We start from the raw sequence: 26,505 nt of genomic DNA on the forward strand, positions 1-26,505 counted from the left end.
AGGACTAAGGTTCGTCTGTCTGCACCAGCGAGTGGCAGGCATGCACCTTTAAAGTGCCTGTCGCCCGCTGTGCCCACATCCTTTCGATACTGGCGTGCCGAAGAGCGCGCCCGATGACAAAAACAACGACGGAGTCAATCGGTATGAAATTTCCCTCAGTTAAAACCCTGATCGCATCTGCAACCCTTGCGCTTGCGGCCAGCCAGGCCGGCGCTTTCGAGCAGTCCCGTACCGCCGAATGTATCGCGCCGGCCAACCCCGGTGGTGGCTGGGACTTCACCTGCCGCAGCGTCGGCAAGGTGCTCGCCGACCTGGGCTACATCTCCGGCAACGTCCAGACCGTCAACATGCCGGGTGCCGGCGGCGGCGTCGCTTTCGCCCACACCGTCTCCAAGCGCGGCGATGACAGCGCCCTGATCGTGGCGGCCAGCACCGCCACCACCACCCGTCTGGCCCAGGGCCAGTTCGTCGGCATGGACCAGGAAATGGTGCGCTGGGTCGGTGCGCTGGGTGCCGATTACGGTGTCATCGCGGTTTCCAAGGACTCCCCGTATCAGAGCCTGAACGATCTGGTCGATGCGCTGAAGGAAGACCCGAACTCCGTCAAGTTCGGTGGCGGCAGCGCGGCCGGTGGCTGGGATCACCTGAAAGTGCTGATTGCCGGCCGTGCCGCCGGTATCGAAAAGGCCAGCCTGCCGAAGATCAAGTACCTGGCCTTCAGCGGCGGCGCCGAAGCGATCACCCAGGTGGTTGGCGGCCATATCGAAGCCTTCACCGGCGATATCTCCGAGGCCCAGGGCTTTATGGAGTCCGGTGACCTGCGCGTACTGGCGGTCTTGTCCGAGGAGCGTCTGCCGGCGCCGCTGGACGCGATCCCGACTGCCCGCGAGCAGAACATCGATGCGGTCGCCCCGAACTGGCGCGGTTTCTACGTCCCGAAGGATGTCTCCGACGAAGCCTACCAGTGGTGGGTCGACACCATGGACAAGGTCTACACCAGCGACAACTGGAAAGAGGTCATGGTGCAGAACGGCCTGATGCCGTTCCACAAGACCGGCGCCGAGTTCGACACCTTCGTTAAAGAGCAGGTGCAGAGCATCAAGGAGATCTCCACCGAAATCGGGCTGATTAAATGATCGGGGATCGAATCCTCGGTGTACTGCTCCTCCTCCTGGCCGTCGCGTACGGCTGGGAGGCGGTGCACTTTCCAGAGCCCTTTGGCGGTGCCGAGGCCGTCGGGCCGGAAACCTTCCCGATCATGCTGGCGATCATTCTCGGGCTCAGCAGCCTCTATCTGATCGTGCGCCCCGATGCGGACGAACCCTGGCCGCACAAGGCGATGCTGGGCGAGCTGGCCTTCGTGCTGGTGGTGCTGGCGATCTTCGCGACCATGCTGCAGCCGGTTGGCTTTATCCCGGCCACCACCCTGATGGTGGGTCTGCTGTGCTGGCGCATGGGCGCGAAGCCGCTGGCATCGCTGCTGACCGGTGTCGGCAGTGCGGTGGTCGTGTTCGTGCTGTTTAACTTCATGCTGGAGCTGCACCTGCCGGCCGGTCTGCTGAAACTGAGCGGGAGCTGATCTGATGGAAACGTTGAACTTTCTGCTTCAGGGCTTCGCGGTCGCTCTGACCCTGGACAATCTGATGTTTGCCGCCATCGGGGCCGTGCTCGGTACCCTGATCGGCGCACTGCCGGGCCTCGGTCCGGCCAATGGCGTGGCGATCCTGATCCCGCTGGCCTTCAGCCTCGGCTTGCCGGCCGAGTCGTCGCTGATCCTGCTGACGTCGGTCTATGCCGGTGCCATGTACGGCGGCCGCATTTCGAGCATTCTGCTCAATATCCCCGGCGACGAGCCGGCCATGATGACCTGCCTCGACGGCTATCCGATGGCGGTCAAAGGCAAGGCGGCGGAAGCGCTGGCGATCTCGGCGATTGCCTCCTTTATCGGCAGTCTGCTGGCCACCATCGGTCTGGTGATCCTGGCGCCCTGGCTCGCCAAATTCGCGCTGAAGTTCGGGCCCGCCGAGTATTTTGCGCTCTTTACCCTGGCGTTCGCGACCCTGGGCGGCATTACCGGCAAAAACCAGTTCAAGACCGTGATCGCGGCCTGCCTGGGACTGATGATCGCCACCGTCGGTGTCGATATCTCCACCGGCAACCAGCGCTACACCTACGACATTCTCGAACTCTATGAAGGCATCGACTTCATCATCGCCATCGTCGGACTGTTCGCGATCAGCGAGCTGCTGTTCTTCATCGAGATGCATGCAGGTGAAGGGCTGAAAAAGGTCACGCTGAACAAGCTGAAACTGACCATGGCAGACATCATCCATGTGCTGCCGACCAGCCTGCGCGGCTCGGTGCTGGGCTTCATCTCCGGCGTGCTGCCGGGTGCCGGGGCCTCGCTGGGAAGCTTTATCAGCTACACCCTGGAAAAGCGCCTGGTCGGCTCGAAGGGCAACTTCGGTGAAGGCGATCCGCGCGGCGTGGCCGCACCCGAGGCCGGCAACAACGCCGCGGCCAACGGTGCCCTGGTGCCGATGCTGACCCTCGGCGTCCCGGGCAGCGGCACCACGGCAGTGCTGCTGGCGATGCTGGTGTCGCTGAACATTCAGCCGGGTCCGATGCTGTTCACCCAGAACGCCGATCTGGTCTGGGGCGTGATCGCGGCGCTCTTCGTCGGCAACCTGATCCTGCTGCTGCTGAACATCCCGATGGTCGGGGTCTTCGTAAAGCTGCTGAGCATCCCGCCGAAGTACCTGATGCCGGTCGTGACCCTGGTCGCGTCGGTGGGGATCTTCGCGATCAGCAACAGCCCGCTGGACCTGTACTTCATGATCGGCTTCGGCCTGCTGGGTTACGTGCTGCGCAAACTGCACATCCCGCTGGTGCCGATCATCCTCGGAATGCTGCTGGGCCCGGAAATGGAGAAGAGCCTGCGCCATGCGCTGACGATCTCCGACGGCGACTGGACCATCCTCTGGAGCAGCGGCCTGTCGGTCGGCATCTGGATCGTCGCCATCGCCGGCCTGGTGCTGCCCTACGTGATCGGCCCGATCCTGCGCCGCCGCATGGCCAACGAAGCCGAGAAAGCCCACACCATCGGCGACTGACATCTCCAACCCGGCAGGCGGTTTAGGGCCTGCCTGCCACCTTTCAGCCGCCTCCGGGCGGCTTTTTTATGTACAGGATGTACGGTATGCCGCGGGCGCATGGATGCGCAGGAGCGGCGCCTGTCAGAGCGCAGAGAAGGGAAGGTGACGGGTTACGCGTGGGCGGCTTCAGCCGCGAAGAGGGCAGCACCTAAGGCGGCTATTCGCGGCTGAAGGCGCCACAAGCTGTAACCCGTGACCGTAGCAGTTACAGTACGCGCGCTTTGTCGTAGGTTGGGTGGAGTGGCGACGCCACGTAACCGCCAGGGACGGCGGAAGGCCGCCCCGCGGAAATGCTGGCATTGCAGGAGCAAATGCCAGTGAACCCAACATCCGTCACCGTGGCGGCACAACCCGATGCCAACCGACCTGGAATGCGGTCGATATGATGGGTTGCGCTGCGCTCCACCCATCCTACAATTAATCGGTCAACTCGACGTAACCACGGATGGATACGATGGAATACCGCCGGATTCGGGAGCCGGGAGGCACCTATTTCTTTACGGTTGTGCTCGCCGACCGTAGCTCTGCATTGTTGACCGATAACGTTGAAATATTGAGGGAAGCTTTTCAGCAGACGAAAGCGGCGATGCCTTTCGCGCTGGTGGCCGCCGTGGTGTTGCCGGAACATCTGCACTGTATCTGGCGGCTGCCGGAAAACGACGCAGACTATCCGCGCCGCTGGCAGTACCTCAAGGCCGGGTTTTCACGCAAGCTGCCACGTTCTGCTTCAAGAACACCGAGCAAGGCCAAAAAGGGTGAACGCGGTATCTGGCAGCGTCGCTACTGGGAACACCTGGTTCGTGACGAACGCGACATGCACAGGCATCTGGATTACATCCACTACAATCCGGTCAAACACGGGCTGGTGGAACGTGTTCGGGATTGGTCCTATTCGAGTTTTCACCGTTATGTGGGGCGAGGGTATTACGACCTGGATTGGGGCGATTAACCGGATGATTTCGATGCCGGCGAATGATGCTCGGACGCGATACCGGCTGTTGGTTGGGTGGAGTGGCGACGCCACGTAACCGCCAGGGACGGCGGAAGGCCGCCCTGCGGAAATACTGACATTGCAGGAGCAAATGCCAGTGAACCCGACATCCGTCACGGTGGCGGCACAACCCGGTGCCAACCGACCTGGAATACGGTCGATATGATGGGTTGCGCTGCGCTCCACCCATCCTACAAACGTCACCCGGCACCCGTCACCCATCACCGCGGCAGTTACAGTAAACGCGCTTTTTCGTAGGTTGGGTGGAGCGGCGAAGCCGCGCAACCCAACATCCATCACCCGGCACCGTGGCGGTATAACCCGATGCCAACCGGCCTGGAATGCGGTCGATATGATGGGTTACGGTTAACGTTACGGTAAGCGCCTAAACGCTCACCTGGGCAACCGGTACTGCCGTTCCGGGCGGCCGACGCTGCCGTAGGCGACATCGGCCATCAGTTCCTGGGTGCCGACCAGGTATTCGAGATAGCGTCGCGCGGTGGTGCGGCTGGAACCGATCCGGTCGCCGACCTGCTCGGCGCTGAGGCTCTCGGCGGGCTGGCCCTTGAACACCTTGCGCACCTTTTCCAGGGTCAGGGTATCGATGCCCTTGGGCAGTGAGGCGATGCCGGTGCCGGCTTTGGGCGCGGTGCTGGCGGTGCGCGGCAGCAGGCCGTCGACCTCCTGCTGCGACAGGCTCTGCAACTGCAGCAGCCGCTCGCGGTGGGCGCGGTAGTTGCCCAGTGCCTGCTGCAGCCGGTCGAATACCACGGGCTTGAGGATATAGTCGAATACGCCCCAGCGCAGCGCCTCGGTCAGCGTCTCGACCTCCTTGGCGGCGGTGATCATCACCACGTCGGTGGCGCTGTTGTCGGTACGCAGCCGGCGCAGCAGCTCGAGGCCGTTGCCGTCCGGGAACTGGATATCCAGCAGCAGCAGGTCGGGCTGCATCACCTCGACGAGGTCCGCGGCATCGCGGGTATCGTGGGCGATGCCCCGGACCTCGAAGCCGTCGATGCGTTCGATGAAACGGCGCTGGATCTCGGCGATCTGCGGGTCGTCTTCCGCGATCACGACGCTGATTGCAGGATTCAAACCTCCACCTCCCTGGGCATATTTCCTGTGAAAAAGCGGGCCGTGAATCGCGTTTCGCCGATTGCAGGACTCAAGCGTCCACCTCCTTGGGAATATAGGCCGTGAATCGCGCGCCGCCAGTGCCGGCCTCGGATACGGTGATTTCGCCGCCCAGCTGGGCCAGCGTCTGCCTGACCAGGTGCAGGCCGATGCCGCGCCCCCGGGCCTTGCTGCTGTGGCCGCGCTCGAAGATCTGCTCGCGCTCGCTTTCCGGCACGCCCAGGCCCTCGTCCTCGATCTCGAAGATCAGTTCGCGGCCCAGGTCCGTCATCGACAGCTGCACCTGGCGGCCGCCGGCGGCCAGCGTCGCTTCGAAGGCGTTGTCGAGCAGGTTGCCGAGCAGGGTGACGATGCGTTCCGGGGCGATATGGGCCGGCAGGGCACCCATATGGCTGTCCGGGTCGATGATCAGCCGCAGCCCGAGCTCGTGGGCGCGATTGTACTTGCCGAGCAGGCAGCCGGACAGCACTGGTTCGGTGACCGAATCGACCAGCCAGCGCAGCAGCTCCTGGTGTTCGCGGGTTTCCTGGCCGATGATCTCCAGCGCCCGGTCGGTGGCGCCGATCTGGATCAGGCCGGCGATGGTGTGCAGCTTGTTGGCATACTCGTGGGCCTGGCTGCGCAGGGTCTCGGCGTACTGCTGGATCTGGGTCAGCTGACGGCTGACCTGGTCGAGCTCGTCCTTGCGGCGGAAGCTGGCGACGCCGCCGATCACCTGGTGGCCGTCACGAATCGGGATGCGGTTGACGATCAGGGTCTGGCCCTTGAGGGTCAGCTCGCGGTCGAACTCGGGCTTGCCGGTGACCAGCAGGTCCGGCAGCCGGCTGTCGGGCAGGACCTCCTGGATCGGCCGGCCGCTCAGCGGTTCCGATGCCGCCAGCCCCAGCGTCCTGGCGGCGGCCTTGTTGAAGGTGGTGATGCGGCCCTCGGTATTCACGGCGATGATGCCTTCGCGCACCGATTCCAGGGTGGCATTGCGCTCTTCGAACAGCCGGGCGATCTGGTGCGGTTCCAGGCCGAAGATCGCCGACTTGAAGCGGTGCGAGATCCAGACCGCCAGCAGGATCGACAGCAGCAGGAGTCCCAGGGTCACGCTGATGACGATGCTCTGGTAGCGCAGGATGATGGTCTCGAGACTGGTGGTCAGGTAGCCGACCGAGACGACGCCGAGGATCTCCCCTCGGGCGAGAAGATCGGCGCCTTGCCGCGAATCGACGGCCCCAGGCTGCCGACCGCGCGGGAGATATAGCTCTGACCCAGCTCCAGCGCGCGGTAGTTGTCGCCGCCGACCATCGGCTTGCCGATGCGTTCGGGCAGCGGGTGGGCGAGGCGGATGCCCTCGCTGTCGCCGATGGAGATGAAGCTGGCGTCGGTGGCCTCGCGCAGTTCCTCGGCCAGCGCCTGCATGCTGAAACTGTCGCGGTCGCGGGCGGCATCCCGTACCGCCGGCGTCTGGGCGATCATCGAGGCCAGCTGCAGCGCGCGCAGCCCGATCTGGTCCTCCAGCGAGGTGCTCAGGTAGCGCAGCGCAAAGCCGCCGAGCAGGGCGGCCTGCAGCAGTACCAGCAGGCACATCATGATCATCAGGCGGGTGCTGATCTTCAGTCGCGTCATAATGGATTCTTGTTCTGAACGTCTACCCTTCATTATCGGCGCCCGGGTGCCGTCACCGCAATCGGTGGTGGTCGCGCGGCGCGGCTTCCGGTATACTTTTTCGCCCTTAACGCCGTACTTCGTTTGTACGGCTTTGTATTGGTTCATCACGTTTTAGCGGAAAACAGGCTTAATTCGTAGGATGGGTGGAACGACGCCTCGGCCCGGTCTTTCCGGTCGTTACGCAGTCTGGGCGTCGTGTAACCATCTCGAATGCAGCACTGAGGAAACCGAATAGTTGATGGGTTGCGCCGCGCCAAACCCACTGCGTAGCGATCGCGAAGTGGCAACGCGCGGCTCCACCCATCCTACGGTTTAGTCACCTGGTTTCCCTCTATCGCGAAGAACTTTTTTATTTTACCCATAGCAACACTTAAGTGACCTGTCGTGGGGGTCACCACTGAGCCAGAAGGGATTTACATGCCTGTTATTACGCTTCCTGATGCCAGCAAACGCGAATTCGACAACCCGGTCAGCGTCCATGACGTCGCCGCTTCCATCGGCACCGGGCTGGCCAAGGCCGCTCTGGCCGGCAAGGTCGACGGCACCCTGGTGGATACCAGCTATACCATCACCGAAGACTGCGACCTGGCGATCGTCACCGCGCGGGACGAGGAAGGCGTCGATGTGATCCGCCACTCCTGCGCCCACCTGATGGCGATGGCGGTGCAGGAGCTGTTCCCCGGCGCTCAGGTCACCATCGGTCCCGTGATCGACAACGGCTTCTATTACGATTTCGCCTACGAGCGCCCGTTCACGCCGGAAGATCTCGAGAAGATCGAAAAGCGCATGCAGGAGCTGTCGAAGCAGGACCTGCCGGTCGCCCGTTCGCTGATGAGCCGCGACGAAGCGGTCGCGATGTTCGAGAAGATGGGCGAGAAGTACAAGGTCGAGATCATCAGGGATATCCCGGGCAACGAGGCGCTGTCGTTCTACTCCCAGGGCGAGTTCATCGACCTGTGCCGCGGTCCGCACGTACCCTCGACCGGCCATATCAAGGCGTTCAAGCTGATGAAGGTGGCGGGCGCCTACTGGCGCGGCAACTCCGACAACGAGATGCTGCAGCGTATCTACGGCACCGCCTGGGGCGACAAGAAGGAGCTCAAGGCCTATCTGCACCGCCTCGAGGAAGCCGAGAAGCGCGACCACCGCAAGCTGGGCAAGGCGCTGAACCTGTTCCACCTGCAGGAGGAAGCCCCGGGCATGGTGTTCTGGCACCCGGCCGGCTGGACCCTGTACCAGGAGATCGAGCAGTACATGCGCAACAAGTTGCGCAAGCATGCCTACCAGGAGATCAAGACCCCGCAGGTGGTCGAGCGCACCCTGTGGGAAAAGTCGGGTCACTGGGACAAGTTCTCGGAAGAGATGTTCACCACCCATTCCGAGCATCGCGATTTCGCCATCAAGCCGATGAACTGCCCCTGCCACGTCCAGGTGTTCAACCAGGGGCTGCGCTCCTACCGCGAGATGCCGCTGCGCCTGGCCGAGTTCGGATCCTGCCACCGCAACGAGCCGTCCGGTGCGCTGCACGGCCTGATGCGCGTGCGCGGCTTCGTCCAGGACGATGCCCACATCTTCTGCGCCGAAGGCGACATCCAGAGCGAAGTGGCGACCTTCATCGACTTCCTGCACGAGGTCTACGAGGACTTCGGCTTCACCGAGGTGCTGTACAAGCTCTCGACCCGTCCGGAGAAGCGCGTCGGTTCCGACGAGAGCTGGGACAAGGCGGAGCAGGCGCTGGCCGAGGCGCTGGACGCCGCCGGCCTGAAATGGGAGCTGCTGCCGGGCGAGGGCGCCTTCTACGGCCCGAAAATCGAGTTTTCGCTCAAGGATTGCCTCGGCCGGGTCTGGCAGTGTGGTACCATCCAGGTCGATTTCTCGATGCCGGGCCGCCTCGGTGCCCAGTTCGTCAACGAAGAGGGCGAGCGCGAAACGCCGGTCATGCTGCACCGCGCGATCCTCGGTTCGTTCGAGCGCTTCATCGGCATCCTGATCGAAAACTACGCCGGCGCGCTGCCCACCTGGCTGGCGCCGCAGCAGGTTGCGGTCCTCAATATCACCGACAAACAGGGTGAATATTGCAAAAAAGTGGCGCAACTTCTTGAAGACAGGGGTTTCCGTGCGCAAGCGGACTTGAGAAACGAGAAGATCGGCTTTAAAATCCGCGAGCGTACACTGCAGAAGGTCCCCTACCTTCTGGTAGTGGGAGACAAGGAAGTGGAGTCCGGCGCGGTCGCCGTAAGAACCCGCACAGGTGAAGACCTGGGAACCTTGTCCATCGAAGAATTTGTTGTCCTTCTGTCACAAGACGTGACCCGGAAGGGACGCCAGAATTAATCTGAGCAGGAGATAGTACCATCAGGCGCGATAACAGACGCGGCGAGAAACGCCCAGCGATCAACGACAATATCAAAGCACGCGAATGTCGACTGATCGGTCCGGACGGCAGCCAGATTGGAATAGTATCGATTAAAGACGCTCTTGAGGCAGCTCAGGAAGCGGGTCTTGACCTGGTACAGATTGCGGAATCCGACCCCATCGTCTGCAAGGTGATGGATTACGGCAAGCATATGTACGAAGCGAAGAAGCAGCAGAACCTCGCCAAGAAGAAGCAGGTTCAGATGCAGGTCAAGGAAGTGAAATTCCGTCCCGGGACGGAAGAAGGGGATTACCAGGTAAAACTGCGCAACCTGGTACGTTTCCTTGAAGCCGGAGATAAGGCCAAGGTGACCTTGCGTTTCCGCGGTCGCGAGATGGCCCATCAGGAACTGGGTATGCAGCTGATGTTGCGGGTCGAAAAAGACCTGGAAGAGCTGGGTACCGTTGAACAGCGTCCGAAGATGGAAGGCCGTCAGATGACCATGGTCATTGCTCCGAAGAAGAAAAAGTAACCCGTTGAGCGCACAGCCCGTAACCGGCTCCTGACGGAGGCGGCTGCGGGTTTTGTCGTTGTCCGGGCGAACACAACTTAACGAATGCGTGGAGATTGTTAGAAATGCCTAAGATCAAGTCCAACCGCGGCGCTGCCAAGCGCTTCAAGAAAACTGCGACCGGCTTCAAGCACAAGCAGTCCTTCAAGAGCCACATTCTGACCAAGAAGAGCACCAAGCGTAAGCGTCAGCTGCGTCCGATGCTGCAGGTTCATGCAGCGGACCAGGCACTCGTCAAGCGCATGCTGCCGTACATCTAAGTCACTCTTGGTATCAACAGAATTCAACTTTAGGAAGGTATTGCAATGGCTCGCGTAAAACGTGGTGTTATCGCACGTCGTCGTCACAAGAAAGTATTGAAGCAGGCCAAGGGTTACTACGGTGCCCGCAGCCGTGTATTCCGCGTTGCTAAACAGGCTGTCATCAAGGCCGGTCAGTACGCTTACCGCGACCGTCGTCAACGCAAGCGTCAGTTCCGCGCCCTGTGGATCGCCCGTATCAACGCCGGTGCCCGCACCAACGGTCTGTCCTACAGCCGTCTGATCGCCGGCCTGAAAAAAGCCAGCATCGAGATCGACCGCAAGGTCCTGGCCGATCTGGCCGTTCACGAGCAGGCAGCGTTTGCCGCCGTCGTCGAGAAAGCGAAAGCTGCCCTGGCGTAAGGCACACCCGCCTCTTGTAGGTAATTGATCGAATCGAACAGGGGAAGGGTGCAAGCTCTTCCCCTGTTTTTTTGGTTCTTCGCAGGTCATAGAAATCAGGCGATGAAACCGTAGGATGGGTGGAACGACGCTTCTCGCGGACTATCCGATCCAGACGCGAACAGGGCGTCGTGGAACCCATCCAAAGGCGGCGCTCAACGTCGCTGATGGGTTACGCCGCAACGAATCCGCTGCGCTTCGGCAGCGGAGTGCCATTGCGGCTTCACCCATCCTACGAATTACGTTTTCTTCACGCCCAGGCGCGAAGAGCCATTTTATGGAGCCGGTAATGGAAAACATTGAGTCCCTGTTGGCGCAAGGCATCGAAGCCGTCGAACAGGCCGCGAGCACCCAGGATCTCGACCAGGTCCGTGTTCAGTATCTCGGTAAGAAAGGTCATCTTACTCAGCTGCTGAAAGGGCTGGGACAGCTGTCCGCCGAAGAGCGTCCGCAGGCGGGCGCGCGCATCAACGAAGCCAAGCAGGCGCTGCAGGCTCAGCTCAACATCCGCAAGGACGCGCTGGAAAGCGAAGCGCTGAACGCGAAGCTGGCGGCCGAGACCATCGACGTCACCCTGCCGGGCCGCGGTCAGGAACTGGGCGGGCTGCATCCGGTGACCAAGACCCTCGAGCGCATCGAGGCGTTCTTCGCCGGCATCGGCTACAGCGTCGCCGAAGGGCCCGAGATCGAAGACGACTACCACAACTTCGAGGCGCTCAACATCCCCGAGCACCATCCGGCGCGGGCGATGCACGACACCTTCTATTTCAACGCCAACACCCTGCTGCGGACCCACACCTCGCCGGTGCAGATCCGTACCATGGAGGCGCAGAAGCCGCCGGTGCGCATCATCTGCCCGGGGCGCGTCTACCGTTGCGACTACGACCAGACCCACTCGCCGATGTTCCACCAGGTTGAGGGTCTGCTGGTCGACAGGAACATCAGTTTCGCCGACCTCAAGGGCACCCTCGAGCAGTTCCTGCGCGAGTTCTTCGAAGAAGACGTCAAGGTGCGCTTCCGTCCGTCCTACTTCCCGTTCACCGAGCCCTCGATCGAGGTCGACATCGATCGCGGCGACGGCAAGTGGCTGGAAGTGCTCGGCTGCGGCATGGTACACCCGAAGGTGTTCGAATATGTCGGCATCGACCCGGAAGAGTACACCGGCTTTGCCTTCGGCATGGGGGTCGAGCGCCTGGCCATGCTGCGTTACGGCGTCAATGACCTGCGCCTTTTCTTCGAGAACGATCTGCGATTCCTGCGCCAGTTCAGCTGAACCGGTACCCGTGGATTCGAGAGTTAACAGCATTGTCAGGACAGCAGAATGAAATTCAGTGAACAGTGGTTGCGCGAACTGGTCAATCCGGCGATCGATACCGATGCCCTAGTGGCGCAGATCACCATGGCCGGCCTCGAAGTGGACGAGGTGGTCCCGGTGGCCGGCAAGTTTTCCGGTGTGGTGGTCGGCGAAATTCTCAGCGCCGAGCCGCACCCCAATGCCGACAAGCTGCAGGTCTGCACCGTCAGCGACGGCCATGAAGAGTTCCAGGTGGTCTGCGGCGCGCCGAACGCCCGTGCCGGCCTGAAAACCTCCTTCGCCAAGGTGGGCGCGACCCTGCCGGGCGACTTCCAGATCAAGAAGGCCAAGCTGCGCCAGGTCGAGTCCTTCGGCATGCTCTGCGCCGAGGACGAGCTGGGCCTGTCGGACGATCATGGCGGCATCATGGAGCTGGCGGCCGATGCGCCGGTGGGTCACTGCCTGCGTGATTATCTCGGCCTCAACGACCAGATCATCGACGTCGACCTGACGCCGAACCGCGGCGACTGCCTCAGCATTACGGGCCTGGCCCGCGAGGTCGGCGTGCTGAACAAGGCGACGGTGAAGTTCGTCGAGCCGGCCCAGGTCGAGGCGGTGATCAAGGACGCCTTCCCGGTGGTGGTCGAAGACAAGGCGGGCTGCCCGCGCTATGTCGGCCGGGTGATCCGCCGCATCAACGCCGGTGCACAGACGCCGCTGTGGATGGTGGAGAAGCTGCGCCGGGCCGGCATCCGCTCGATCGACCCGGTCGTCGACGTCACCAACTACGTGCTGCTCGAACTGGGTCAGCCGATGCATGCCTTCGACCTGGCCGGCTCAACGGCAGCATCATCGTGCGCCCGGCGCAGAAGGATGAAAAGCTGACCCTGCTGGACGGCCAGGAAGTGAGCCTGACCGAAGGTACCCTGCTGATCACCGACGAGCAGGGACCGCTGGCGATGGCCGGCGTGATGGGCGGTGAAGACAGCGGCGTCACCACCGAAACCCGCGACATCTTCCTCGAGAGCGCCTTCTTCGCGCCGCTGGCGATTGCCGGTCGCGCCCGTTCCTATGGCCTGCACACCGACTCGTCGCACCGCTTCGAGCGCGGCGTCGACTGGAAACTGCAGCGCAAGGCGATCGAGCGTGCCACCGAGTTGCTGCTCGAGATCGTCGGCGGCGAGCCGGGCCCGGTCACCGAGGTCAAGAGCCCCGAGCACCTGCCGGAAGCGGCCACCGTGCGGCTGCGCCACGCCCGCGTCAACCAGCTGCTGGCCTTCGAGATGCCGGCCGACGAGATCGAAGAGATCCTGACGCGTCTGGGCATGACGCTGATGCCGGTCGAAGCCGGTGTCTGGGATGTCGCCGTGCCGTCATACCGCTTCGATATCGACATCGAGGTGGACCTGATCGAGGAGCTGGCCCGGGTCTACGGCTACAACAACCTGCCGGTGAAAACGCCGACCGCCGAGCTGCCGTTCACGCCGCACAACGAGGCCCAGGTCGAGACCCGCCAGATGCGCCGTCACCTGATCGCGCTGGGCTACCAGGAAGCGATCACCTACAGCTTCATCGAGGCCGGCCTGCAGAAGCAGTTCGACGACCGCTACGAAGGCGTCGCCCTCGCCAACCCGATTTCGGCCGAAATGGCGGTGATGCGCACCAGCCTCTGGCCGGGCCTGGCCAGGGCGCTGCAGTACAACCAGAACCGCCAGCAGGACCGCGTGCGCCTGTTCGAAACCGGCCAGCGCTTCCTGACCCAGGACGCCGAACTGGTGCAGGAAAACGTCATCGCCGGCCTGATCGCCGGCAGCCGCGAACCGGAAAGCTGGACCGGCAAGGCGCAGAAGGTCGACTTCTACGACCTCAAGGGCCATGTCGAGTCGCTGCTGTCGCTGGGTGGCGCCCGCGAGCGCTTCAGCTTCAGCGCGGCCAGCCACGGTGCGCTGCACCCGGGCCAGAGCGCCGCGATCGAGCGCGACGGCAAGGTGATCGGCTACATGGGCGCACTGCATCCGAACCTGGTCAAGGCGCTGGACCTCGACGCTCCGGTCTACCTGTTCGAGCTGAGCCTCGAAGAGGTCGCCCGCGGACGTCTGCCGCGCTTCAGCGAGCTGTCGAAGTTCCCCGAATCGCGTCGCGACCTGGCACTGGTCGTCGACGAGAAAACCGCCTTCGAAGACCTCCGCAAGGTGGCGCTGAAAGAGGGTGGCGAGTACCTCAAGGACATCACCCTGTTCGACGTCTATCAGGGCCAAGGTATTGAAGCAGGACGAAAAAGTCTGGCCGTCGGCTTGACCTGGCAGCATCCATCGCGCACTCTTAATGACGAAGAGATCAACGGAACTATCCAGGCGGTAGTCGCCGCGCTGAAGTCCGAATTCGGCGCGACATTGCGGGAGTGATGACAGGGGTGAGTGGCATGGGCTCTTTGACGAAAGCGGAAATGGCGGAACGCCTCAACGAGGAACTTGGCCTCAACAAGCGTGAGGCCAAGGAGATGGTTGAATCCTTTTTCGACGAGATCCGTGCCAGCCTGGCGTCCAACGAACAGGTCAAGCTGTCGGGCTTCGGCAACTTCGACCTGCGCGACAAGCGCCAGCGCCCCGGCCGCAACCCCAAGACCGGTGAGGAGGTCCCCATCTGCGCCAGGCGGGTGGTGACCTTTCGTCCAGGCCAGAAACTCAAGGATCGGGTAGAAGCCTATGCCGGAAACCGGTCGGAATAACCACGACCGGCTCGACCCCATCCCCGGCAAACGGTATTTCACGATCGGCGAAGTCGCCAAGCTCTGCGACCTCAAGACCCACGTGCTGCGTTACTGGGAGCAGGAGTTCGAGCAGATCGCGCCGGTCAAGCGCAGCAACCGCCGCTACTACCAGCGCCAGGACGTACTGGTGATCCGCCAGATCCGCAGCCTGTTGCACGAGCAGGGCTACACCATCAGCGGTGCCCGCCAGTGGCTCGCGGGCGAGCAGGCCGGCGACGATGCGGCGCGCTACAAGCAGCTGGTCCGGCAGACCATCACTGAACTCGAGGACATCCTCAGCAACCTGAAAAGTTTTTGAAGAAAAAACTTCACAGATTCAAAACCTTAGGGTATATTACCCACCACTTCGAAACGACGTTCGTCGGTTCGTTCTTACAGTCGGGGCGTAGCGCAGTCTGGTAGCGCACTTGCATGGGGTGCAAGGGGTCGCAGGTTCAAATCCTGCCGTCCCGACCATTAAAATCAAAGACTTAGGCATCCTGTCTAAGCGCCGAAAATCTAAAAGTTCCGAATATTGCCTTGTTAGTCGCCGTTTGGTCGCCGTTTGTTGCTGGCTAGTGATATGACCTAATGTAGCTTCCCCAGTTATCGGGCAATGTCGTCAATCCTGATTCCCCACCTTCCCCAGATGAATTCGTGTCTACCGACTACTATCAGTCACCTTTACCGTCTAAGGTCTTCAACTGGTGTGGAGGCGCTAAGGCGGCAAAAAATAGCCGCTCTCCACGTGTCTGCCCGTGTCCCCGAGGTTTTTTTCATAGCCCAGGGGCCCCACCAGTCGGCAGAGGTGTACGCCAATCGCTCTCTGGGTGTAGTTCTGACGGAGGGCCCGTCTTTGTTTAGACGATACCTGTCGGCGCTCCACGGCCAATACAAGGGCAAAGGGAGTCTATGGTAGTGTTCAGATGAAGGCGCTACTTTTTCAACTATGGCTAGTTGTGTAGAAAGCTATTGGGCTGGAAACAGCGTTGACACGTAGGATTCGTAGAAGGGTATGGATATATATAAGACTCCCCAATATGGAACAGGTCGAAGATTGTAGGGGTCGTTTTAGAGTTCCAATGTGGAGTAGGTACAGCATCTAATTTATATGACCTACTCCAAATGGGAGGACTATGGGACTTTAACTACTCCAAGTAGGAGGAGTTAGTTGGACTTTGTCCATCTGCTTGAAAGGTAAATCTATTTTCGTATCACTGTAATATCCTACTTTTCTTCTTAATAATACTTTGTGATTTGTTAAAAATTTCTTGGATTTTTTTATTATCAAACTCAAGCAATTTACAAAAATGTATTTGTAAGAGAATTTCTAGGACTAGGCATAGCTTATAAAGATCGTCTCCGCTTGCTGATCTCCTCTTGAGACTGTTGTCGTAGTGTGTCAGATAGTTTCGAGTGTTTACAATTTTATCGATATTTGATTTGATCTTCTTGCTTCCGCCAAATATGGATTTGTAATCGTTGAATAGAGATTTTATTCTACTTCTTAGATTGAGTTCATTCCCATAGCGGAGTCTTGCTTCTACCCATTCTCTATACTTTTCAGGAACGGAATTTAGTAGCGACTTCGATAACTCGTCATATTCTTCAGTGGTATACGTTGAGTCGGGTGACATTCTTCTATGTAGGGATTCTACGGCTTGGGCAAGCATTAAAAACCGGTTATCTAGATATAGTCCTTTGGCGCTTTTAGTTGCAAAATATAGATTGAAAGTTGAATCATATTTTTCATAATTGGTCAGCCATGAACTGATTATATGCCCAAAGTTATCAGAAATGTCATCGAATTTTAGTAATATGAATGGTTCGCTTAGTTCGCTAAAATCAATATCATCATTTGGGGATAGGTTTAAAAAGATCTCGATTGGTGCCATTCGAGTGGATTCTTTGTATGGCTCAGTTATATCGCTTCTATAGGCACGAATAGATTCTATATATAAGTTTTTGTCGCAGGAAAATGAAGCGAAATCGATAAATCGCCAAATATATGATAGAGCGTCATTAACGGGTAATAGCTTATTGTAATTAATTGATATCCAGGTTTTTTGTGCAATTTTAACCTCCCTTCCTCCCCAGCCTTGAGGCATTAAACATTCAAAGTCTAAAGTTAATTCTCCTCCATTTTTTAATTGCCATTTAGGGCTGGCTGAAAATGAGTAATTGATATGGATAGATTTATTCTCGCCATTCTTTATAGCGACATTAATAGGATTGCATTTCATCCATTCGTCAAGTGCCGTTGAGTGAAAAGATATTTTTTCAAACTCTATCGGTTCATCTTTGTCGAAATGAGCGCCTATATACATTTGGTTTATTCGGATTTTTGAAACACCTATCCCAGGAAAACTTATGTTTCGATTCCTAAAAAAGCAATTATCTAGAGTTATTGGCTTTCCTCTTTGTGTTATTCCTAATATCCTTTTGATTTTAGTGCTGTCCATATCAACTGTTTCTCCTGTTAGAGACCCAGCTACTTCAAGCTCTAGCTGACCAGATGTATTGCAATATAAACGTCCTGGAACTTCGTTTTCTTCATGGTCAGGCAGCCAAAAAATACCATGTTGTTCCGGAAGGGATAGTGGGTTCATTAAGACTTCCTTTTCATTTTATGGTTTCTTGAGAATTATCAGGCTAATTATTGTTTCTTGATAAAGTCTTTTTTGGCGAAGGTATGTTTAAATATAGTAAGAATGTTAGTGGAAGGTGCTTAAAGGCTTGAATTGGTATGGTCGGGATACTAGATTGAGGCATGATAACCATTATTCTTCCATGATTATGAAACGATTCGTTAGACTGTTTCTTTGTGTTCGCTAAACCTAAGTTCTAAATGATGGTTCACTTTTTTGGAAAGTTCCAGTGGAAACTCGATTTCGCTTAGGCAATGATGGCAGAGAAGCACGATCGCTTTGGCTATCTAGGAGAGCGTTACTAGAGCAATTCAGTATCGCTTTTTAGTGTGAGTCTGTCATGCCGTAGGATCTTTGCACCACAATGCCAATGGTACCGGACTCGGTTTGATACCTTCGTCGAACATGATGCCGTTGCGAGGTTCATCGATGCCGTTCCAAGTGATAGCCACCAGCGTTGCTCGTCCACGGACTTTCCAACCCTGCCGGGTGACGACAAGAAACCCCTTCGAAAGCAGTGCAGAAAATGCCCGGTGCAAAGATGATTTGGCCCACCCCCGCTTCCTCATCAGCGAATGGCAAGGCGATAGGGATCCGTTGTTGCTGCCAGTATACTGCGTCAACATATCAATAAGCAGTTTGACCTCCGCTGCTTTCAATGAGGCAAACTGACTACTCTGTGCGACCCGGTAAGGAATACCAATAAACCGCTCTCGCTTCTTAAGCTGCTTACGTTGTGCGGTACTACCCATGAATCAAACTCCTGTGCCGGGGCATTGCTGCCCCGGCTCGGCTCGGTATTAAGCGGTGGTAGTCGGAAGCTGCATCTGCTCCGGGTCACCGGAGCGAAGGTGGGAAGTGCGGCGTTTGATATTCGCCAAGCGGCGGGCGAAAGCAGCCTGTGCCCGTTCTACTTCGACTTTCTCTGCTACCTCACGGCACGGCAGAACGTTGGGAAGCGGAGCAGCATTGGCGATCAGTTCTGCGGTGGGATAAAGATCTATCTTTCCGAGCATCAGCCATTCGTGGCAGTGTTCGTTGCAAGCAGTGGCAATAATCACGCCCATCTGGCGGAGGTTCGAGACCGGTTTGCGAGTCTCCAGGTGGTCGTGTTTAAGATCGTTGATCATTACCCAGTTGCCATCACGAAGTGCGGCAACAATCGCCATTTCACGTCCGTTCAGCAGCATCAGTACCCCGGATTTAGAGCCGGGTGCGTAGTAGACTACGGGGGAAAATACACCCGTATTCGCAGAGTTCCGGCTATTGAACAGTTCTGCGGCGGGAAGCGGTCCAGTGCTGCCGATATTGAGCTTGGCATTATCGGGGAGGGTCTTGAGTTCTGCCCACTCAATGCCGGACTCGATTGCGTGGAGCTTGTTAATCAAGGTGTGAGTATTCATTAGCAACGCCCTCCTTTACGCATTGACGGCGTTGTTAATTTGCTGCTGGACCCAGTCCTGAACTTCGGACTCGACCCAGGCGACGGAGCGGCTATTCCCCAGCTTTATCGGTTTGGGGAACTCACCCTGCTGTATACGCAAGTAGAGCGTAGAGCGAGCCTGCCCGGTGACTTCCAAGACGGCAGCAAGGCGAAGAAGGCGCTGATATTCGATTTGTTCAGTAGGTTTCATGTCCTGTACCTCAGAGGGTTTGTGTGGATACAGGACTGATCATGGTGTCGGGCTTGAATTGAGGCACCGACAGAAAAACCGACTTTGTGTCATTGACTTTTTCTTAGGGCTTCTATCCGTTTTTTGGCTTCCACCAGTTCTTGTCTTGACTCTTGATAAGATGGATTTTTCTGAAGGCTTTTTGGAAGTTTAGCGAAAGCCTCATCATGTTCTTCAATCTGCCTGTCAAGCTCATCAAGCTTGGCATTCATTAACAATGCGAACTGTCGCTCATCGTCCTCTGTTACTGGCTGGTCTTGCATTCGTTCTTGCAGATCACTGAGCCTTTGATCAATGTCAGCCATACGGTAGGCAGCGTCTTGCAACTGTGCGGAGCTGCGGGCTATGCCGAGTTGCTCACTTGACTCCCTATCCATTTTTTCCTGCTCAGAAATCCACCGCTCAAGCGTTCGTTGGCTACAGCCGAAACGGGCGGCAATCGCCTCTAGTAAAAGATCCCGATTAGAGTCTTCACCTCTAAGCTTCTTTCTCGAAGCTAATTTCGGTTGATCTTCAAGTTGCGTTTGCAGGTCTTTGGCCCATAGAGCTGCATTTCGCCTAGTCTCATAGGGGCGCTTATGAAGTCCATTTTTGAACGTGATCTCACCGGAGATAATGGAAGCTAATATCGGACGCACTTCGTCTGGTATTGGGTCGCTACCATTAAGTAAATCAATTGTTTCCTTTTTGGTTGCAGTCCCTTCTTTGACACGGGCCAACCAGAAAAACCAATCGTTATTAAACTTTTCGAGATCGAATGCCATTTCCTTAGCTCTGCCGTTTGAAGTTCACAGAAATTACGTTGTCGCCGCCAGGAAGGGTCAGCAGCTCCAGCCGCTCTCCAAGCACTTGCCATGCCCGTTTCATCTCCAGAGCGTAGCTGTAGCGCTGATAGATGCGCTTTACCTTGTTTTCCTCGGTATGGTTCAAACATCGCTCCGCAACTTCGGGCAGGACTCCTGCCTCAACCATAAGCGTCGCACCTGTGCGGCGCAGATCGTGCGGAGTCCACTTGCCGCCGGGAAGCAAAAGAGCGTCGGCCTGTCTGGTTCGCCCTGTAAGCCTCTCTCCCCCGGCTTCACTTGGCGGTCCGTTAACTGCTTGGTAATCGACCGAGGGTCAATGGAGTCGGAAACGTGGCGATTTGGATAACACCAGCGGCCCGAACCGCTGAGTCTGTGTAACTGTCGGAAGTGCTGTATGGCGAATTCGGAAAGGGAAACGCTGTGGGATTTACCGTTCTTACTGTTTTCCGCCGGAATCAGCCATTCGTGTTTTTCCAGATCGACATGCTGCCATTCGGCCCTCAGAAGCTCACCGATACGGCAGCAGGTAGCGAGGGCGAGCCAAACAGCAGTTTCAGTCGTTGGAAGTAATTTGGCTTCCGGCATTTGCTGGTGGAGCAAACGGATCTCGTCGTCTGAAAGAATGCGGTCCCGTTCGGTGTCCTTGCCGCCAATACTGACCTTGCGAATCGCTGCGGTTGGATCAGCCTCGACAATGTCCCGATCCACGGCAAAGCGGAACATCTGGCGCATTGAACTAAACGCCACCTTTGCCATGCGAGGCACTCCACGGGAGAGCAGGGCGTCCGTCACTTCGGTCACGTGGCGCTTGCGTATATCCTCTGCGGCTATCGTGCCAATCAGAGGCAGAATGTCCCGGTTGAACAGGCGGCGCATTTCGGCCCCGGCATCCTTGCGGCGTATAAGATCGACAGCGGCCCAATGCTCGAATAGTTCCGCTACAGTCTTGCGACCACGGTGCTGCTGCTCCTCACGCTCTAGTCGGGCAAGTTCCGCTGCCTGTTGTGCTTTACGGTGGGCTTCCTCGTCTTCAATGTGCTGGCGAATATTGAGGATGCCGGACTGATACAACCGTGACATTTCTGCTGACTTTGCCCGAGCCTGCTTCAAGGTGAGCCCGTCGCTGCTGTCTTTGGGGTCGTAGTAGCCGAGTGGCAAGTAGTCCCGTTTGCCGTCTGCTGTCGTGTATCGGAAGTAGAATGCCGCTGGACGGGTGGGAGTCAGCTTGGCAGAGAAGCGGCCATGCCCTTTGGGGGCGTCCTCGGTCAGCCAGGTCGTTTTATCCACCTTGGCGGTGATCGCCTTGTCTGTAAGCCTCGCCATATCGGGCTTCCTCCCCTAAATACCGGTCGCCGTTTGGTCGCCGTTTGTTGCCGGTTTAGGGTAGATTTTAGTGGATTCTGTTGGAATTGCCTAACGTGCGTGCATCCTTTAAGTATTTGAAAAATTGATGGTTTTTGATTTAGATGGAGCCTGTTGGAAAAGGCTTTTGATTTATGGGGTGCAAGGGGTCGCAGGTTCAAATCCTGCCGTCCCGACCATTAAGTTTTTCTTGGAATCAGTCACTTAGATAAGGTCGCGTTAATCCAATCGACGGATCTTCGATGCATGGCTTTAGGACGGGTGCAGGAAAACCTTCTCAGAGATATCGTTACCCATAAGCGTGCAACTTCCCTAGCGATTCCTAGTCACGCAAAATCTAGTGTTAAGCGGGCTGCACTCAACTCACTATTGCCCGGTATTCTTCTCGGCGGAAGTGTTGTGTCCATCGGTTGCATCTGCACTCCATGCCGCTACTCCAATGGTTGGGCTATTCGTCTCCTAAGGGCACATAGCGATCGTTGCCTATAGACCTCATCTACTTCGTAAGCGTTCATTCCAAGGCGTTATGCCGAGCGTGGTTTTCACGCGATAAGCTGGCCTCACTTTCATCAAGGAGGTAGCACCATGACCCAAGCCCGCGCACCCCGCATCTCCACTGAACAGTGGCAGGTTCTGATCGAGCAGTGGCAGACCAGTGGTCTGTCCGCTGAAGCGTTCTGACACGACAAGGGCGTCAGCTACAACCGCTTTTGCATCTGGCGCAAACGGCTGGTAAAGACCGCCACGGCCCCAGCCGCCGAGGCGAACTTCATCGACTTGGCCGCATTGGCCGCCACAATACCGGGGCGTGGCTGGAACATCGTGCTGAGTCTCGGCAATGGCGTCGAGCTGCGCTTGAGCCAGTCCTGATGTTCACGCCCGGCAGTCAGGCCCGGATCTGGCTCTGTACCGAGCCGACCGACATGCGCAAGTCCTTCGACGGTCTGAGCGCGCTGGTCAAGAACCGACTCGACCGGGAACCGCTCAGTGGTCAGTACTTTGTCTTCGTCAATCGGCGCAAGACCGTAAGCGTTGACTGGTTACACGTTGTTTCAGAATACGTGAGATGTGAAGTTCCCATTTAAAAATAGATGGGAACGTAACATGCCTGAATCCACACTACCGCCTCGCCGTCGATACCTGCCAGAACTCAAACTGAAAATCGTCCGCGAAGCGCTGGATGGGCCTCTGTCCAAGGCCGCTGTTGCCCGCAAATACAACATCAATGCCAATATGGTGTCGAACTGGATTCGTGAGTATCGCGACGAGGCGCGCTGGGTCAAAAAAGCGAAGGCACCGATATTGCCTATTGTCGTGGATGATGCGGCCACGGCTGATCCCACAGCATTAACACCAGCAACACAGGTTCATGTACCGGAACCGATCCGGCCAATCGAAGCGACCCTGACGATCCAATTCACCTCAGGCCATCAAATAACCGTCAGCAATCCGAGCGAGACCCTGGTCCGCCAAATACTGAGTACACTGGCATGATCGGTTTACCCTCCGGAACGCACGTCTGGCTGGTCGCAGGCTATACGGATATGCGAAAGGGCTTTGACGGTCTTGCCGCCCATGTTCAGTACCAGATCGATAAAGATCCCTTCTCAGGGCATCTCTTCGTGTTCCGAGGTCGGCGAGGTGATCGCATCAAAGTGCTCTGGTGGGATGGTCAGGGGCTCTGCATGTTTTACAAGCGTCTTGAGCAGGGACGTTTTGTCTGGCCGCAGGCACAGAACGGTGTCATTCACCTGTCGTCTGCACAGCTGTCCATGCTACTCGAAGGGATCGACTGGCGGACGCCGAGGCGCACTGAACGCCCTGTTCTATCAGCATAAAACCCAATAAATACGGGGTCTCCAGGCAGGTTCATGGTAAAATTAACGCCATGAAATTGACCGCTGACTCCCTGCCAAGTGATCCAGAACTGCTTAAGCAGATGGTACTTGCTATGCAGCAGGACATGGCCAGTTTGCAGCAGGACCTCACCGCAGAGAAGACTCGGACAGAGCGCCTCGAACTCCGCCTGGCTGCATTGCTTCGGAATCGCTTTGGTCGCTCCAGCGAACGATCTGGAAGCTCAGACCAGCTCGATCTTCTGATCGAAGATACCGAAACGGCCCTCGCGCAAATATCACCGAGTTCCAACATCTCGGCAACGCTGCCGTCTACCTCGCGCAGCCGCAAACGCTTCAGCGAATCGCTTCCCCGCGAGGAGCGTCGTTACGAACCCTCCAGTTGTAACTGCCCCGACTGTGGTGGGGATATGAAGCTGATCGGAGAAGATACCTCTGAAATGCTGCATGTGGTTCCAGAACAGTATGTCGTTATCCGGCAGGTTCGGCCTAAATATAGCTGTAGTGCCTGCGATCGAATCGCCCAGGCACCTGCACAGGAGCGTGTGATCGATAAGGGGATCGCTTCGGCGGCGCTGATCGCGCAAGTGATCGTTGATAAATACGCTGATCATCTACCTCTCTACCGTCAGGAAGAGCGCTTCAGGCGTGCGGGTATCGATCTGGATCGCTCCACGCTGGCGGGCTGGGTGGGTCGTGCCGGTGCACTGTTGGAACCCCTGGTCCAGGCAATCCGCAGCCATGTCATGGATGCGGACAAGCTCCATGCCGACGACACCACAGCGCCCACGCTCAAGCCTGGGAACAGTAAAACCCTGACGGGACGCTACTGGAACTATGTGCGTGATGATCGTCCCTGGGCTGGTGATGCCGCACCGGCGGTCTGGTTCCAATACAGCACAACGCGATCTGGGAAAGAGCCAGCCGCTCACCTGAAAGGGTATTGCGGCATTATCCAGGCAGATGCCTATGCGGGTTACAACCTGGCGGTTCAATCAGGCATCACGAGAGCCGGTTGTTGGGCGCATGTGAGAAGAAAGTTCTTTGAACTGGCAGAATCCACACAAAGTCCTGTAGCACAGGAGGCCGTTGATCGAATCAACGCGCTGTATAGCGTAGAGAAACAGATCAATGGCCGGCCACCCGATGAACGGCAAGCTTATCGAGCAGGACAGGCCAAACCGTTAATGGATGATCTGCATGCCTGGCTGGATCAGACGCTTCGGCAATGCTCTAAAGGCTCTGCCCTGGGGAGAGCGATCAACTATGCCCGTAAGCAGTGGGATAGCCTGACGCTGTATCTCAACGATGGTCGAGTCGAGATCGATAACAATGCCGCTGAACGTGCCATCCGTCCCTTGGCCTTGGGGCGGAAAAATCATCTTTTTGCTGGATCTGAGGATGGCGGGCATTACGGTGCGGCGCTCTACAGCATCATGGGTACAGCGAAGTTGAACGGTATCGATCCGAAAGCTTACCTGACAGCCGTACTGAAACGGATCAACAATACCAGGGCATCAGACGTCGAAAGCCTGCTCCCCTGGAACATCAACCTCGACGACTCGCAGGTTGCTGAGGCCATCTAGGGTGTAAGCAGTCAACGCTTACGCAAGACCCAGATGAAGGTGCTGTACTTCGAACCGTCGGGCTTTTGTCTGTGGAGTAAACGCCTCAAACGAGGCCAGTTCCAGGTCAGGCCTTCGGCAAGCGGACAGCAGGCCCTGACCTGGACCGACCTGCAACTGATCCTAGATGGCATCGAGGTGGAGAAGGCTCGCCGGTTCAAGCGCTATCACCACCCATCCTGATCGCTTTTGGGTATACTCCAGTGCCATGACGACGACTTCTGCACCCCAGCCCAGCCCCGCACCAGCATCGACGACGACCTGACGGTCGCGGAGTTGGCGGCATTGAATGCCGAAAACAGCCCGTTGCGGGAAGAGAATGCCGCCCTGCGGCAGCGGGTGGAGTGGTTCGAGCGGCAACTGTTCGGCCAGAAGTCGGAGAAACGTCCGGTCGACAACCCGCACCAGCCCAGCCTGCTGGGCGCAGTGCCACCCGCAACACCGGCGGAAGGCGAACAGGTCACTATCACCTATCAGCGCGGCAAGGCCCCCAAGCAGCGCCCCGATGACTGCGTCAACGACACGGGGCTGCGCTTCTATGCCGAGGTGCCTGTAGAAGTGATCGCGCTGACCGCGCCGGAGCTGGACGGGCCGGAGGCGGATCAGTTCGAGATCATCGGCACCAAGAACACCTTCCGTCTGGCACAGCGTCCGGCCAGCTATGTGGTGTTGCAGTACGACCGCCCGGTGGTGAAGCGCAAAGGCAGCGAGCAGCCCTTGCCGAGCCCGGCGCCGTCCAACGTCCTGGACCGTAGCCTAGCGGACGTCAGCCTGCTGGTCGGTCTGCTGGTCGACAAGTTCCTCTATCACCTGCCGCTGCACCGTCAGTATCGGCGTATCGAGCAGGCGGGCATCACGCTCAGCCGGACGACGCGGACCAACCTGACCAAGCGCGCGATCGACCTGCTGCGCCCCATCGTCGATGCCCAGCTGGCCAGCGTGCTGCTGAGCCGGGTACTGGCGATGGACGAAACGCCGATCAAGGCCGGAAAGGCGGGGCCCGGCAAGCTGAAGCAGAGCTGGTTCTGGCCGCTGTATGGCTATCAGGACGAGGTCGTGTTCACCTTCTCCGCCAGCCGGGGACGGCAGCATATCGAAACGCTGCTGCGGCAAGGCTTCAGCGGTGCCTTGATCAGCGACGGTTATGCCGCCTATGCACGCTATGCGCAGCAGTACGAGGCGGTGATCCATGCGCAATGTTGGGTCTACAGTCGTCGCCAGTTTATCGAAGCGGAATCGACCGAACCGGCAGTGGTACGCGAAGCCCTGGACTACATTGCCGCGCTGTACCGGATCGAGGAGCAGATCCGCGAGCAGCGTCTGAGCGACGATAAAAAGCAGCAGTACCGGCTGACGCACAGCAAGCCGCCGGTCGATGGCTTCTTCGCGTGGAGTCAGACGCAGCTGCAACGGGCTGACCTGACGCCGTCGAATCCTCTGAAAAGGGCCTTGAATTATGTGCTCGCCCGCGAGCACAAACTGCGGGTATTCCTGGAAGATCCGGCGGTGCCGCTGGACACCAACCATCCGGAGAGAGCGCTGCGCCCCATACCCATGGGAAGGCGCTCATGGCTCTTCTGTTGGACCGAACTGGGCGCCGAGCACGTCGGGATCATCCAAAGTCTGATCAGCACCTGCAAGCTGCACGACATCAATCCCTATACCTATCTGACCGATGTCTTGCTGCGGGTCGGCCGCCATCCCGCCAGTCAGGTTGAAGACCTGACACCTCGGCTGTGGAAGGCCAAGTTCGCAGCCAATCCGCTGCGCTCAGATCTCTATCGGGTGGTCAATACCGCCTCAGAATGACCGCTTACTCTACTTCGTTATAGCGAAATAAGCTGACTTTAGGTTTTGGATCTCCCTGACACCCGCTTGTTTCCACACCGAGCCAGCTGTAGCTACGGGGGAATTCCATACAAGTTAAC

At 58.0% G+C, this 26,505-nt stretch carries 27 protein-coding genes, 1 tRNA gene and 2 pseudogenes; 20 read left to right on the top strand and 10 right to left on the bottom strand.

Translation table 11 applies throughout. The features are described from left to right. The first annotated feature begins 143 nt into the window (after positions 1 to 143). The 4 genes from ACFQDL_RS18390 (at position 144) to ACFQDL_RS18405 (ending at position 4,104) form a co-directional block, all read left to right on the top strand. Positions 144 to 1,136 (top strand): Bug family tripartite tricarboxylate transporter substrate binding protein, encoded by a 993-nt coding sequence (locus ACFQDL_RS18390; protein WP_379910297.1) that lies wholly within the window; start codon positions 144 to 146, stop codon positions 1,134 to 1,136. Further along, on the top strand, positions 1,133 to 1,579 hold the full coding sequence (locus tag ACFQDL_RS18395) for a tripartite tricarboxylate transporter TctB family protein (protein WP_379910298.1): 447 nt from the start codon (positions 1,133 to 1,135) through the stop codon (positions 1,577 to 1,579). Before ACFQDL_RS18390 ends, ACFQDL_RS18395 begins: the two co-directional genes overlap by 4 nt. Before the next feature lie 4 nt (positions 1,580 to 1,583). Next, positions 1,584 to 3,113, top strand: a complete 1,530-nt coding sequence (locus tag ACFQDL_RS18400) for a tripartite tricarboxylate transporter permease (RefSeq protein ID WP_379910299.1) — start codon at positions 1,584 to 1,586, stop codon at positions 3,111 to 3,113. A 496-nt stretch (positions 3,114 to 3,609) separates the two neighbouring features. After that, positions 3,610 to 4,104, top strand: coding sequence for an REP-associated tyrosine transposase (locus ACFQDL_RS18405; RefSeq protein ID WP_417568591.1), 495 nt, complete (start codon positions 3,610 to 3,612; stop codon positions 4,102 to 4,104). A gap of 435 nt (positions 4,105 to 4,539) precedes the next feature. Here ACFQDL_RS18405 and ACFQDL_RS18410 read toward each other — a convergent pair whose 3' ends face one another. From ACFQDL_RS18410 to ACFQDL_RS18420, 3 genes are all read right to left on the bottom strand, one after another. After that, a complete protein-coding gene (locus ACFQDL_RS18410; RefSeq protein ID WP_379910301.1) occupies positions 4,540 to 5,241 on the bottom strand; it encodes a response regulator in 702 nt (233 codons plus the stop codon). A 70-nt stretch (positions 5,242 to 5,311) separates the two neighbouring features. Further along, positions 5,312 to 6,373 carry a sensor histidine kinase gene (locus tag ACFQDL_RS18415; RefSeq protein ID WP_379910302.1) on the bottom strand — a complete coding sequence of 354 codons (1,062 nt, stop codon included), beginning with the start codon at positions 6,371 to 6,373 and terminating at the stop codon, positions 5,312 to 5,314. 50 nt (positions 6,374 to 6,423) lie between these two features. Further along, a complete protein-coding gene (locus tag ACFQDL_RS18420; protein ID WP_379910303.1) occupies positions 6,424 to 6,894 on the bottom strand; it encodes a sensor histidine kinase in 471 nt (156 codons plus the stop codon). A 459-nt stretch (positions 6,895 to 7,353) separates the two neighbouring features. Here ACFQDL_RS18420 and thrS point away from each other — a divergent pair, with 459 nt between their 5' ends. The 9 genes and pseudogenes from thrS (at position 7,354) to ACFQDL_RS18465 (ending at position 15,084) form a co-directional block, all read left to right on the top strand. Beyond that, on the top strand, positions 7,354 to 9,270 hold the full coding sequence (thrS, locus tag ACFQDL_RS18425; protein WP_379910304.1) for a threonine--tRNA ligase: 1,917 nt from the start codon (positions 7,354 to 7,356) through the stop codon (positions 9,268 to 9,270). A gap of 20 nt (positions 9,271 to 9,290) precedes the next feature. Next, on the top strand, positions 9,291 to 9,824 hold the full coding sequence (infC, locus tag ACFQDL_RS18430; protein ID WP_379913164.1) for a translation initiation factor IF-3: 534 nt from the start codon (positions 9,291 to 9,293) through the stop codon (positions 9,822 to 9,824). 104 nt (positions 9,825 to 9,928) lie between these two features. Further along, entirely contained in the window at positions 9,929 to 10,123 is a 195-nt protein-coding gene (gene rpmI, locus ACFQDL_RS18435) for a 50S ribosomal protein L35 (protein ID WP_379910305.1), read from the top strand. 45 nt (positions 10,124 to 10,168) lie between these two features. Next, positions 10,169 to 10,525, top strand: coding sequence for a 50S ribosomal protein L20 (rplT, locus tag ACFQDL_RS18440; protein ID WP_188860671.1), 357 nt, complete (start codon positions 10,169 to 10,171; stop codon positions 10,523 to 10,525). A gap of 328 nt (positions 10,526 to 10,853) precedes the next feature. Next, positions 10,854 to 11,837 carry a phenylalanine--tRNA ligase subunit alpha gene (pheS, locus tag ACFQDL_RS18445; protein ID WP_379910306.1) on the top strand — a complete coding sequence of 328 codons (984 nt, stop codon included), beginning with the start codon at positions 10,854 to 10,856 and terminating at the stop codon, positions 11,835 to 11,837. A gap of 48 nt (positions 11,838 to 11,885) precedes the next feature. After that, positions 11,886 to 14,263: pseudogene (gene pheT / locus ACFQDL_RS18450) on the top strand (phenylalanine--tRNA ligase subunit beta). Positions 14,264 to 14,280: 17 nt separating this feature from the next. Next, complete coding sequence (gene ihfA / locus ACFQDL_RS18455) at positions 14,281 to 14,586, top strand: integration host factor subunit alpha (protein WP_379910307.1); 306 nt, start codon at positions 14,281 to 14,283, stop codon at positions 14,584 to 14,586. Next, positions 14,564 to 14,926 (top strand): MerR family transcriptional regulator, encoded by a 363-nt coding sequence (locus ACFQDL_RS18460; protein ID WP_379910308.1) that lies wholly within the window; start codon positions 14,564 to 14,566, stop codon positions 14,924 to 14,926. The genes ihfA and ACFQDL_RS18460 overlap by 23 nt, the downstream gene beginning before the upstream one ends. An 81-nt stretch (positions 14,927 to 15,007) precedes the next feature. Further along, positions 15,008 to 15,084: transfer RNA gene (locus ACFQDL_RS18465), tRNA-Pro, on the top strand. Positions 15,085 to 15,821: 737 nt separating this feature from the next. On the opposite strand, the gene ACFQDL_RS18470 is transcribed toward ACFQDL_RS18465, so the two are convergent. The 7 genes from ACFQDL_RS18470 to ACFQDL_RS18500 all read right to left on the bottom strand — a co-directional run bounded on the left by ACFQDL_RS18470 (position 15,822) and on the right by ACFQDL_RS18500 (position 21,057). Beyond that, entirely contained in the window at positions 15,822 to 17,216 is a 1,395-nt protein-coding gene (locus ACFQDL_RS18470) for an ApeA N-terminal domain 1-containing protein (protein WP_379910309.1), read from the bottom strand. Between the two features lie 377 nt (positions 17,217 to 17,593). After that, positions 17,594 to 18,007, bottom strand: coding sequence for a hypothetical protein (locus ACFQDL_RS18475; protein ID WP_379910310.1), 414 nt, complete (start codon positions 18,005 to 18,007; stop codon positions 17,594 to 17,596). Positions 18,008 to 18,055: 48 nt separating this feature from the next. Beyond that, entirely contained in the window at positions 18,056 to 18,658 is a 603-nt protein-coding gene (locus ACFQDL_RS18480; RefSeq protein WP_379910311.1) for a hypothetical protein, read from the bottom strand. A gap of 15 nt (positions 18,659 to 18,673) precedes the next feature. Further along, the gene (locus ACFQDL_RS18485) at positions 18,674 to 18,889 is read right to left on the bottom strand and encodes a helix-turn-helix transcriptional regulator (protein ID WP_379910312.1); all 216 of its coding nucleotides are present in this window, start codon (positions 18,887 to 18,889) and stop codon (positions 18,674 to 18,676) included. A gap of 89 nt (positions 18,890 to 18,978) precedes the next feature. Next, positions 18,979 to 19,692 (bottom strand): hypothetical protein, encoded by a 714-nt coding sequence (locus ACFQDL_RS18490; RefSeq protein WP_379910313.1) that lies wholly within the window; start codon positions 19,690 to 19,692, stop codon positions 18,979 to 18,981. Between the two features lie 4 nt (positions 19,693 to 19,696). Further along, the gene (locus tag ACFQDL_RS18495) at positions 19,697 to 19,900 is read right to left on the bottom strand and encodes a site-specific integrase (RefSeq protein WP_379910314.1); all 204 of its coding nucleotides are present in this window, start codon (positions 19,898 to 19,900) and stop codon (positions 19,697 to 19,699) included. Beyond that, the gene (locus ACFQDL_RS18500; RefSeq protein ID WP_379910315.1) at positions 19,855 to 21,057 is read right to left on the bottom strand and encodes a tyrosine-type recombinase/integrase; all 1,203 of its coding nucleotides are present in this window, start codon (positions 21,055 to 21,057) and stop codon (positions 19,855 to 19,857) included. The genes ACFQDL_RS18495 and ACFQDL_RS18500 overlap by 46 nt, the downstream gene beginning before the upstream one ends. Positions 21,058 to 21,795: 738 nt before the next feature. On the opposite strand from ACFQDL_RS18500, the pseudogene ACFQDL_RS32890 reads away from it, so the two are divergent. The 7 genes and pseudogenes from ACFQDL_RS32890 to tnpC (ACFQDL_RS18530) form a co-directional block, all read left to right on the top strand. Continuing rightward, positions 21,796 to 21,966, top strand: a pseudogene (locus ACFQDL_RS32890) (hypothetical protein); the annotation flags it as partial. After that, positions 21,966 to 22,181 carry an IS66 family insertion sequence element accessory protein TnpB gene (gene tnpB / locus ACFQDL_RS18505; RefSeq protein ID WP_379910316.1) on the top strand — a complete coding sequence of 72 codons (216 nt, stop codon included), beginning with the start codon at positions 21,966 to 21,968 and terminating at the stop codon, positions 22,179 to 22,181. The pseudogene ACFQDL_RS32890 and the gene tnpB (ACFQDL_RS18505), both read left to right, overlap by 1 nt. Before the next feature lie 19 nt (positions 22,182 to 22,200). Continuing rightward, entirely contained in the window at positions 22,201 to 22,590 is a 390-nt protein-coding gene (gene tnpA, locus ACFQDL_RS18510) for an IS66-like element accessory protein TnpA (RefSeq protein WP_379910170.1), read from the top strand. Then, the gene (gene tnpB, locus ACFQDL_RS18515) at positions 22,587 to 22,934 is read left to right on the top strand and encodes an IS66 family insertion sequence element accessory protein TnpB (protein WP_379910171.1); all 348 of its coding nucleotides are present in this window, start codon (positions 22,587 to 22,589) and stop codon (positions 22,932 to 22,934) included. Before tnpA ends, tnpB (ACFQDL_RS18515) begins: the two co-directional genes overlap by 4 nt. Positions 22,935 to 22,984: 50 nt before the next feature. Then, positions 22,985 to 24,538 carry an IS66 family transposase gene (tnpC, locus tag ACFQDL_RS18520; RefSeq protein WP_379910172.1) on the top strand — a complete coding sequence of 518 codons (1,554 nt, stop codon included), beginning with the start codon at positions 22,985 to 22,987 and terminating at the stop codon, positions 24,536 to 24,538. A gap of 33 nt (positions 24,539 to 24,571) precedes the next feature. Then, positions 24,572 to 24,760: an IS66 family insertion sequence element accessory protein TnpB gene (gene tnpB, locus ACFQDL_RS18525; RefSeq protein WP_379910317.1), complete on the top strand. Its 189-nt coding sequence runs from the start codon at positions 24,572 to 24,574 to the stop codon at positions 24,758 to 24,760. A gap of 66 nt (positions 24,761 to 24,826) precedes the next feature. Continuing rightward, positions 24,827 to 26,386: an IS66 family transposase gene (gene tnpC, locus ACFQDL_RS18530; protein ID WP_379913166.1), complete on the top strand. Its 1,560-nt coding sequence runs from the start codon at positions 24,827 to 24,829 to the stop codon at positions 26,384 to 26,386. Positions 26,387 to 26,505 lie beyond the last annotated feature (119 nt).

Origin of the sequence: Marinobacterium aestuariivivens (assembly GCF_042661465.1) — a bacterium.
Lineage (GTDB): Bacteria > Pseudomonadota > Gammaproteobacteria > Pseudomonadales > Balneatricaceae > Marinobacterium_A > Marinobacterium_A aestuariivivens.

Bases quoted from the DNA above. Each gene is read 5' to 3' on its own strand.
- ACFQDL_RS18390 (WP_379910297.1), top strand. From the start codon at position 144: ATGAAATTTCCCTCAGTTAAAACCCTGATCGCATCTGCAACCCTTGCG.
- ACFQDL_RS18395 (WP_379910298.1), top strand. From the start codon at position 1,133: ATGATCGGGGATCGAATCCTCGGTGTACTGCTCCTCCTCCTGGCCGTC.
- ACFQDL_RS18400 (WP_379910299.1), top strand. From the start codon at position 1,584: ATGGAAACGTTGAACTTTCTGCTTCAGGGCTTCGCGGTCGCTCTGACC.
- ACFQDL_RS18405 (WP_417568591.1), top strand. From the start codon at position 3,610: ATGGAATACCGCCGGATTCGGGAGCCGGGAGGCACCTATTTCTTTACG.
- ACFQDL_RS18420 (WP_379910303.1), bottom strand. From the start codon at position 6,894: ATGACGCGACTGAAGATCAGCACCCGCCTGATGATCATGATGTGCCTG.
- thrS (WP_379910304.1), top strand. From the start codon at position 7,354: ATGCCTGTTATTACGCTTCCTGATGCCAGCAAACGCGAATTCGACAAC.
- rpmI (WP_379910305.1), top strand. From the start codon at position 9,929: ATGCCTAAGATCAAGTCCAACCGCGGCGCTGCCAAGCGCTTCAAGAAA.
- rplT (WP_188860671.1), top strand. From the start codon at position 10,169: ATGGCTCGCGTAAAACGTGGTGTTATCGCACGTCGTCGTCACAAGAAA.
- pheS (WP_379910306.1), top strand. From the start codon at position 10,854: ATGGAAAACATTGAGTCCCTGTTGGCGCAAGGCATCGAAGCCGTCGAA.
- ihfA (WP_379910307.1), top strand. From the start codon at position 14,281: ATGGGCTCTTTGACGAAAGCGGAAATGGCGGAACGCCTCAACGAGGAA.
- ACFQDL_RS18460 (WP_379910308.1), top strand. From the start codon at position 14,564: ATGCCGGAAACCGGTCGGAATAACCACGACCGGCTCGACCCCATCCCC.
- ACFQDL_RS18470 (WP_379910309.1), bottom strand. From the start codon at position 17,216: ATGAACCCACTATCCCTTCCGGAACAACATGGTATTTTTTGGCTGCCT.
- ACFQDL_RS18475 (WP_379910310.1), bottom strand. From the start codon at position 18,007: ATGGGTAGTACCGCACAACGTAAGCAGCTTAAGAAGCGAGAGCGGTTT.
- ACFQDL_RS18480 (WP_379910311.1), bottom strand. From the start codon at position 18,658: ATGAATACTCACACCTTGATTAACAAGCTCCACGCAATCGAGTCCGGC.
- ACFQDL_RS18485 (WP_379910312.1), bottom strand. From the start codon at position 18,889: ATGAAACCTACTGAACAAATCGAATATCAGCGCCTTCTTCGCCTTGCT.
- ACFQDL_RS18490 (WP_379910313.1), bottom strand. From the start codon at position 19,692: ATGGCATTCGATCTCGAAAAGTTTAATAACGATTGGTTTTTCTGGTTG.
- ACFQDL_RS18495 (WP_379910314.1), bottom strand. From the start codon at position 19,900: ATGGTTGAGGCAGGAGTCCTGCCCGAAGTTGCGGAGCGATGTTTGAAC.
- ACFQDL_RS18500 (WP_379910315.1), bottom strand. From the start codon at position 21,057: ATGGCGAGGCTTACAGACAAGGCGATCACCGCCAAGGTGGATAAAACG.
- tnpB (WP_379910316.1), top strand. From the start codon at position 21,966: ATGTTCACGCCCGGCAGTCAGGCCCGGATCTGGCTCTGTACCGAGCCG.
- tnpA (WP_379910170.1), top strand. From the start codon at position 22,201: ATGCCTGAATCCACACTACCGCCTCGCCGTCGATACCTGCCAGAACTC.
- tnpB (WP_379910171.1), top strand. From the start codon at position 22,587: ATGATCGGTTTACCCTCCGGAACGCACGTCTGGCTGGTCGCAGGCTAT.
- tnpC (WP_379910172.1), top strand. From the start codon at position 22,985: ATGAAATTGACCGCTGACTCCCTGCCAAGTGATCCAGAACTGCTTAAG.
- tnpB (WP_379910317.1), top strand. From the start codon at position 24,572: ATGAAGGTGCTGTACTTCGAACCGTCGGGCTTTTGTCTGTGGAGTAAA.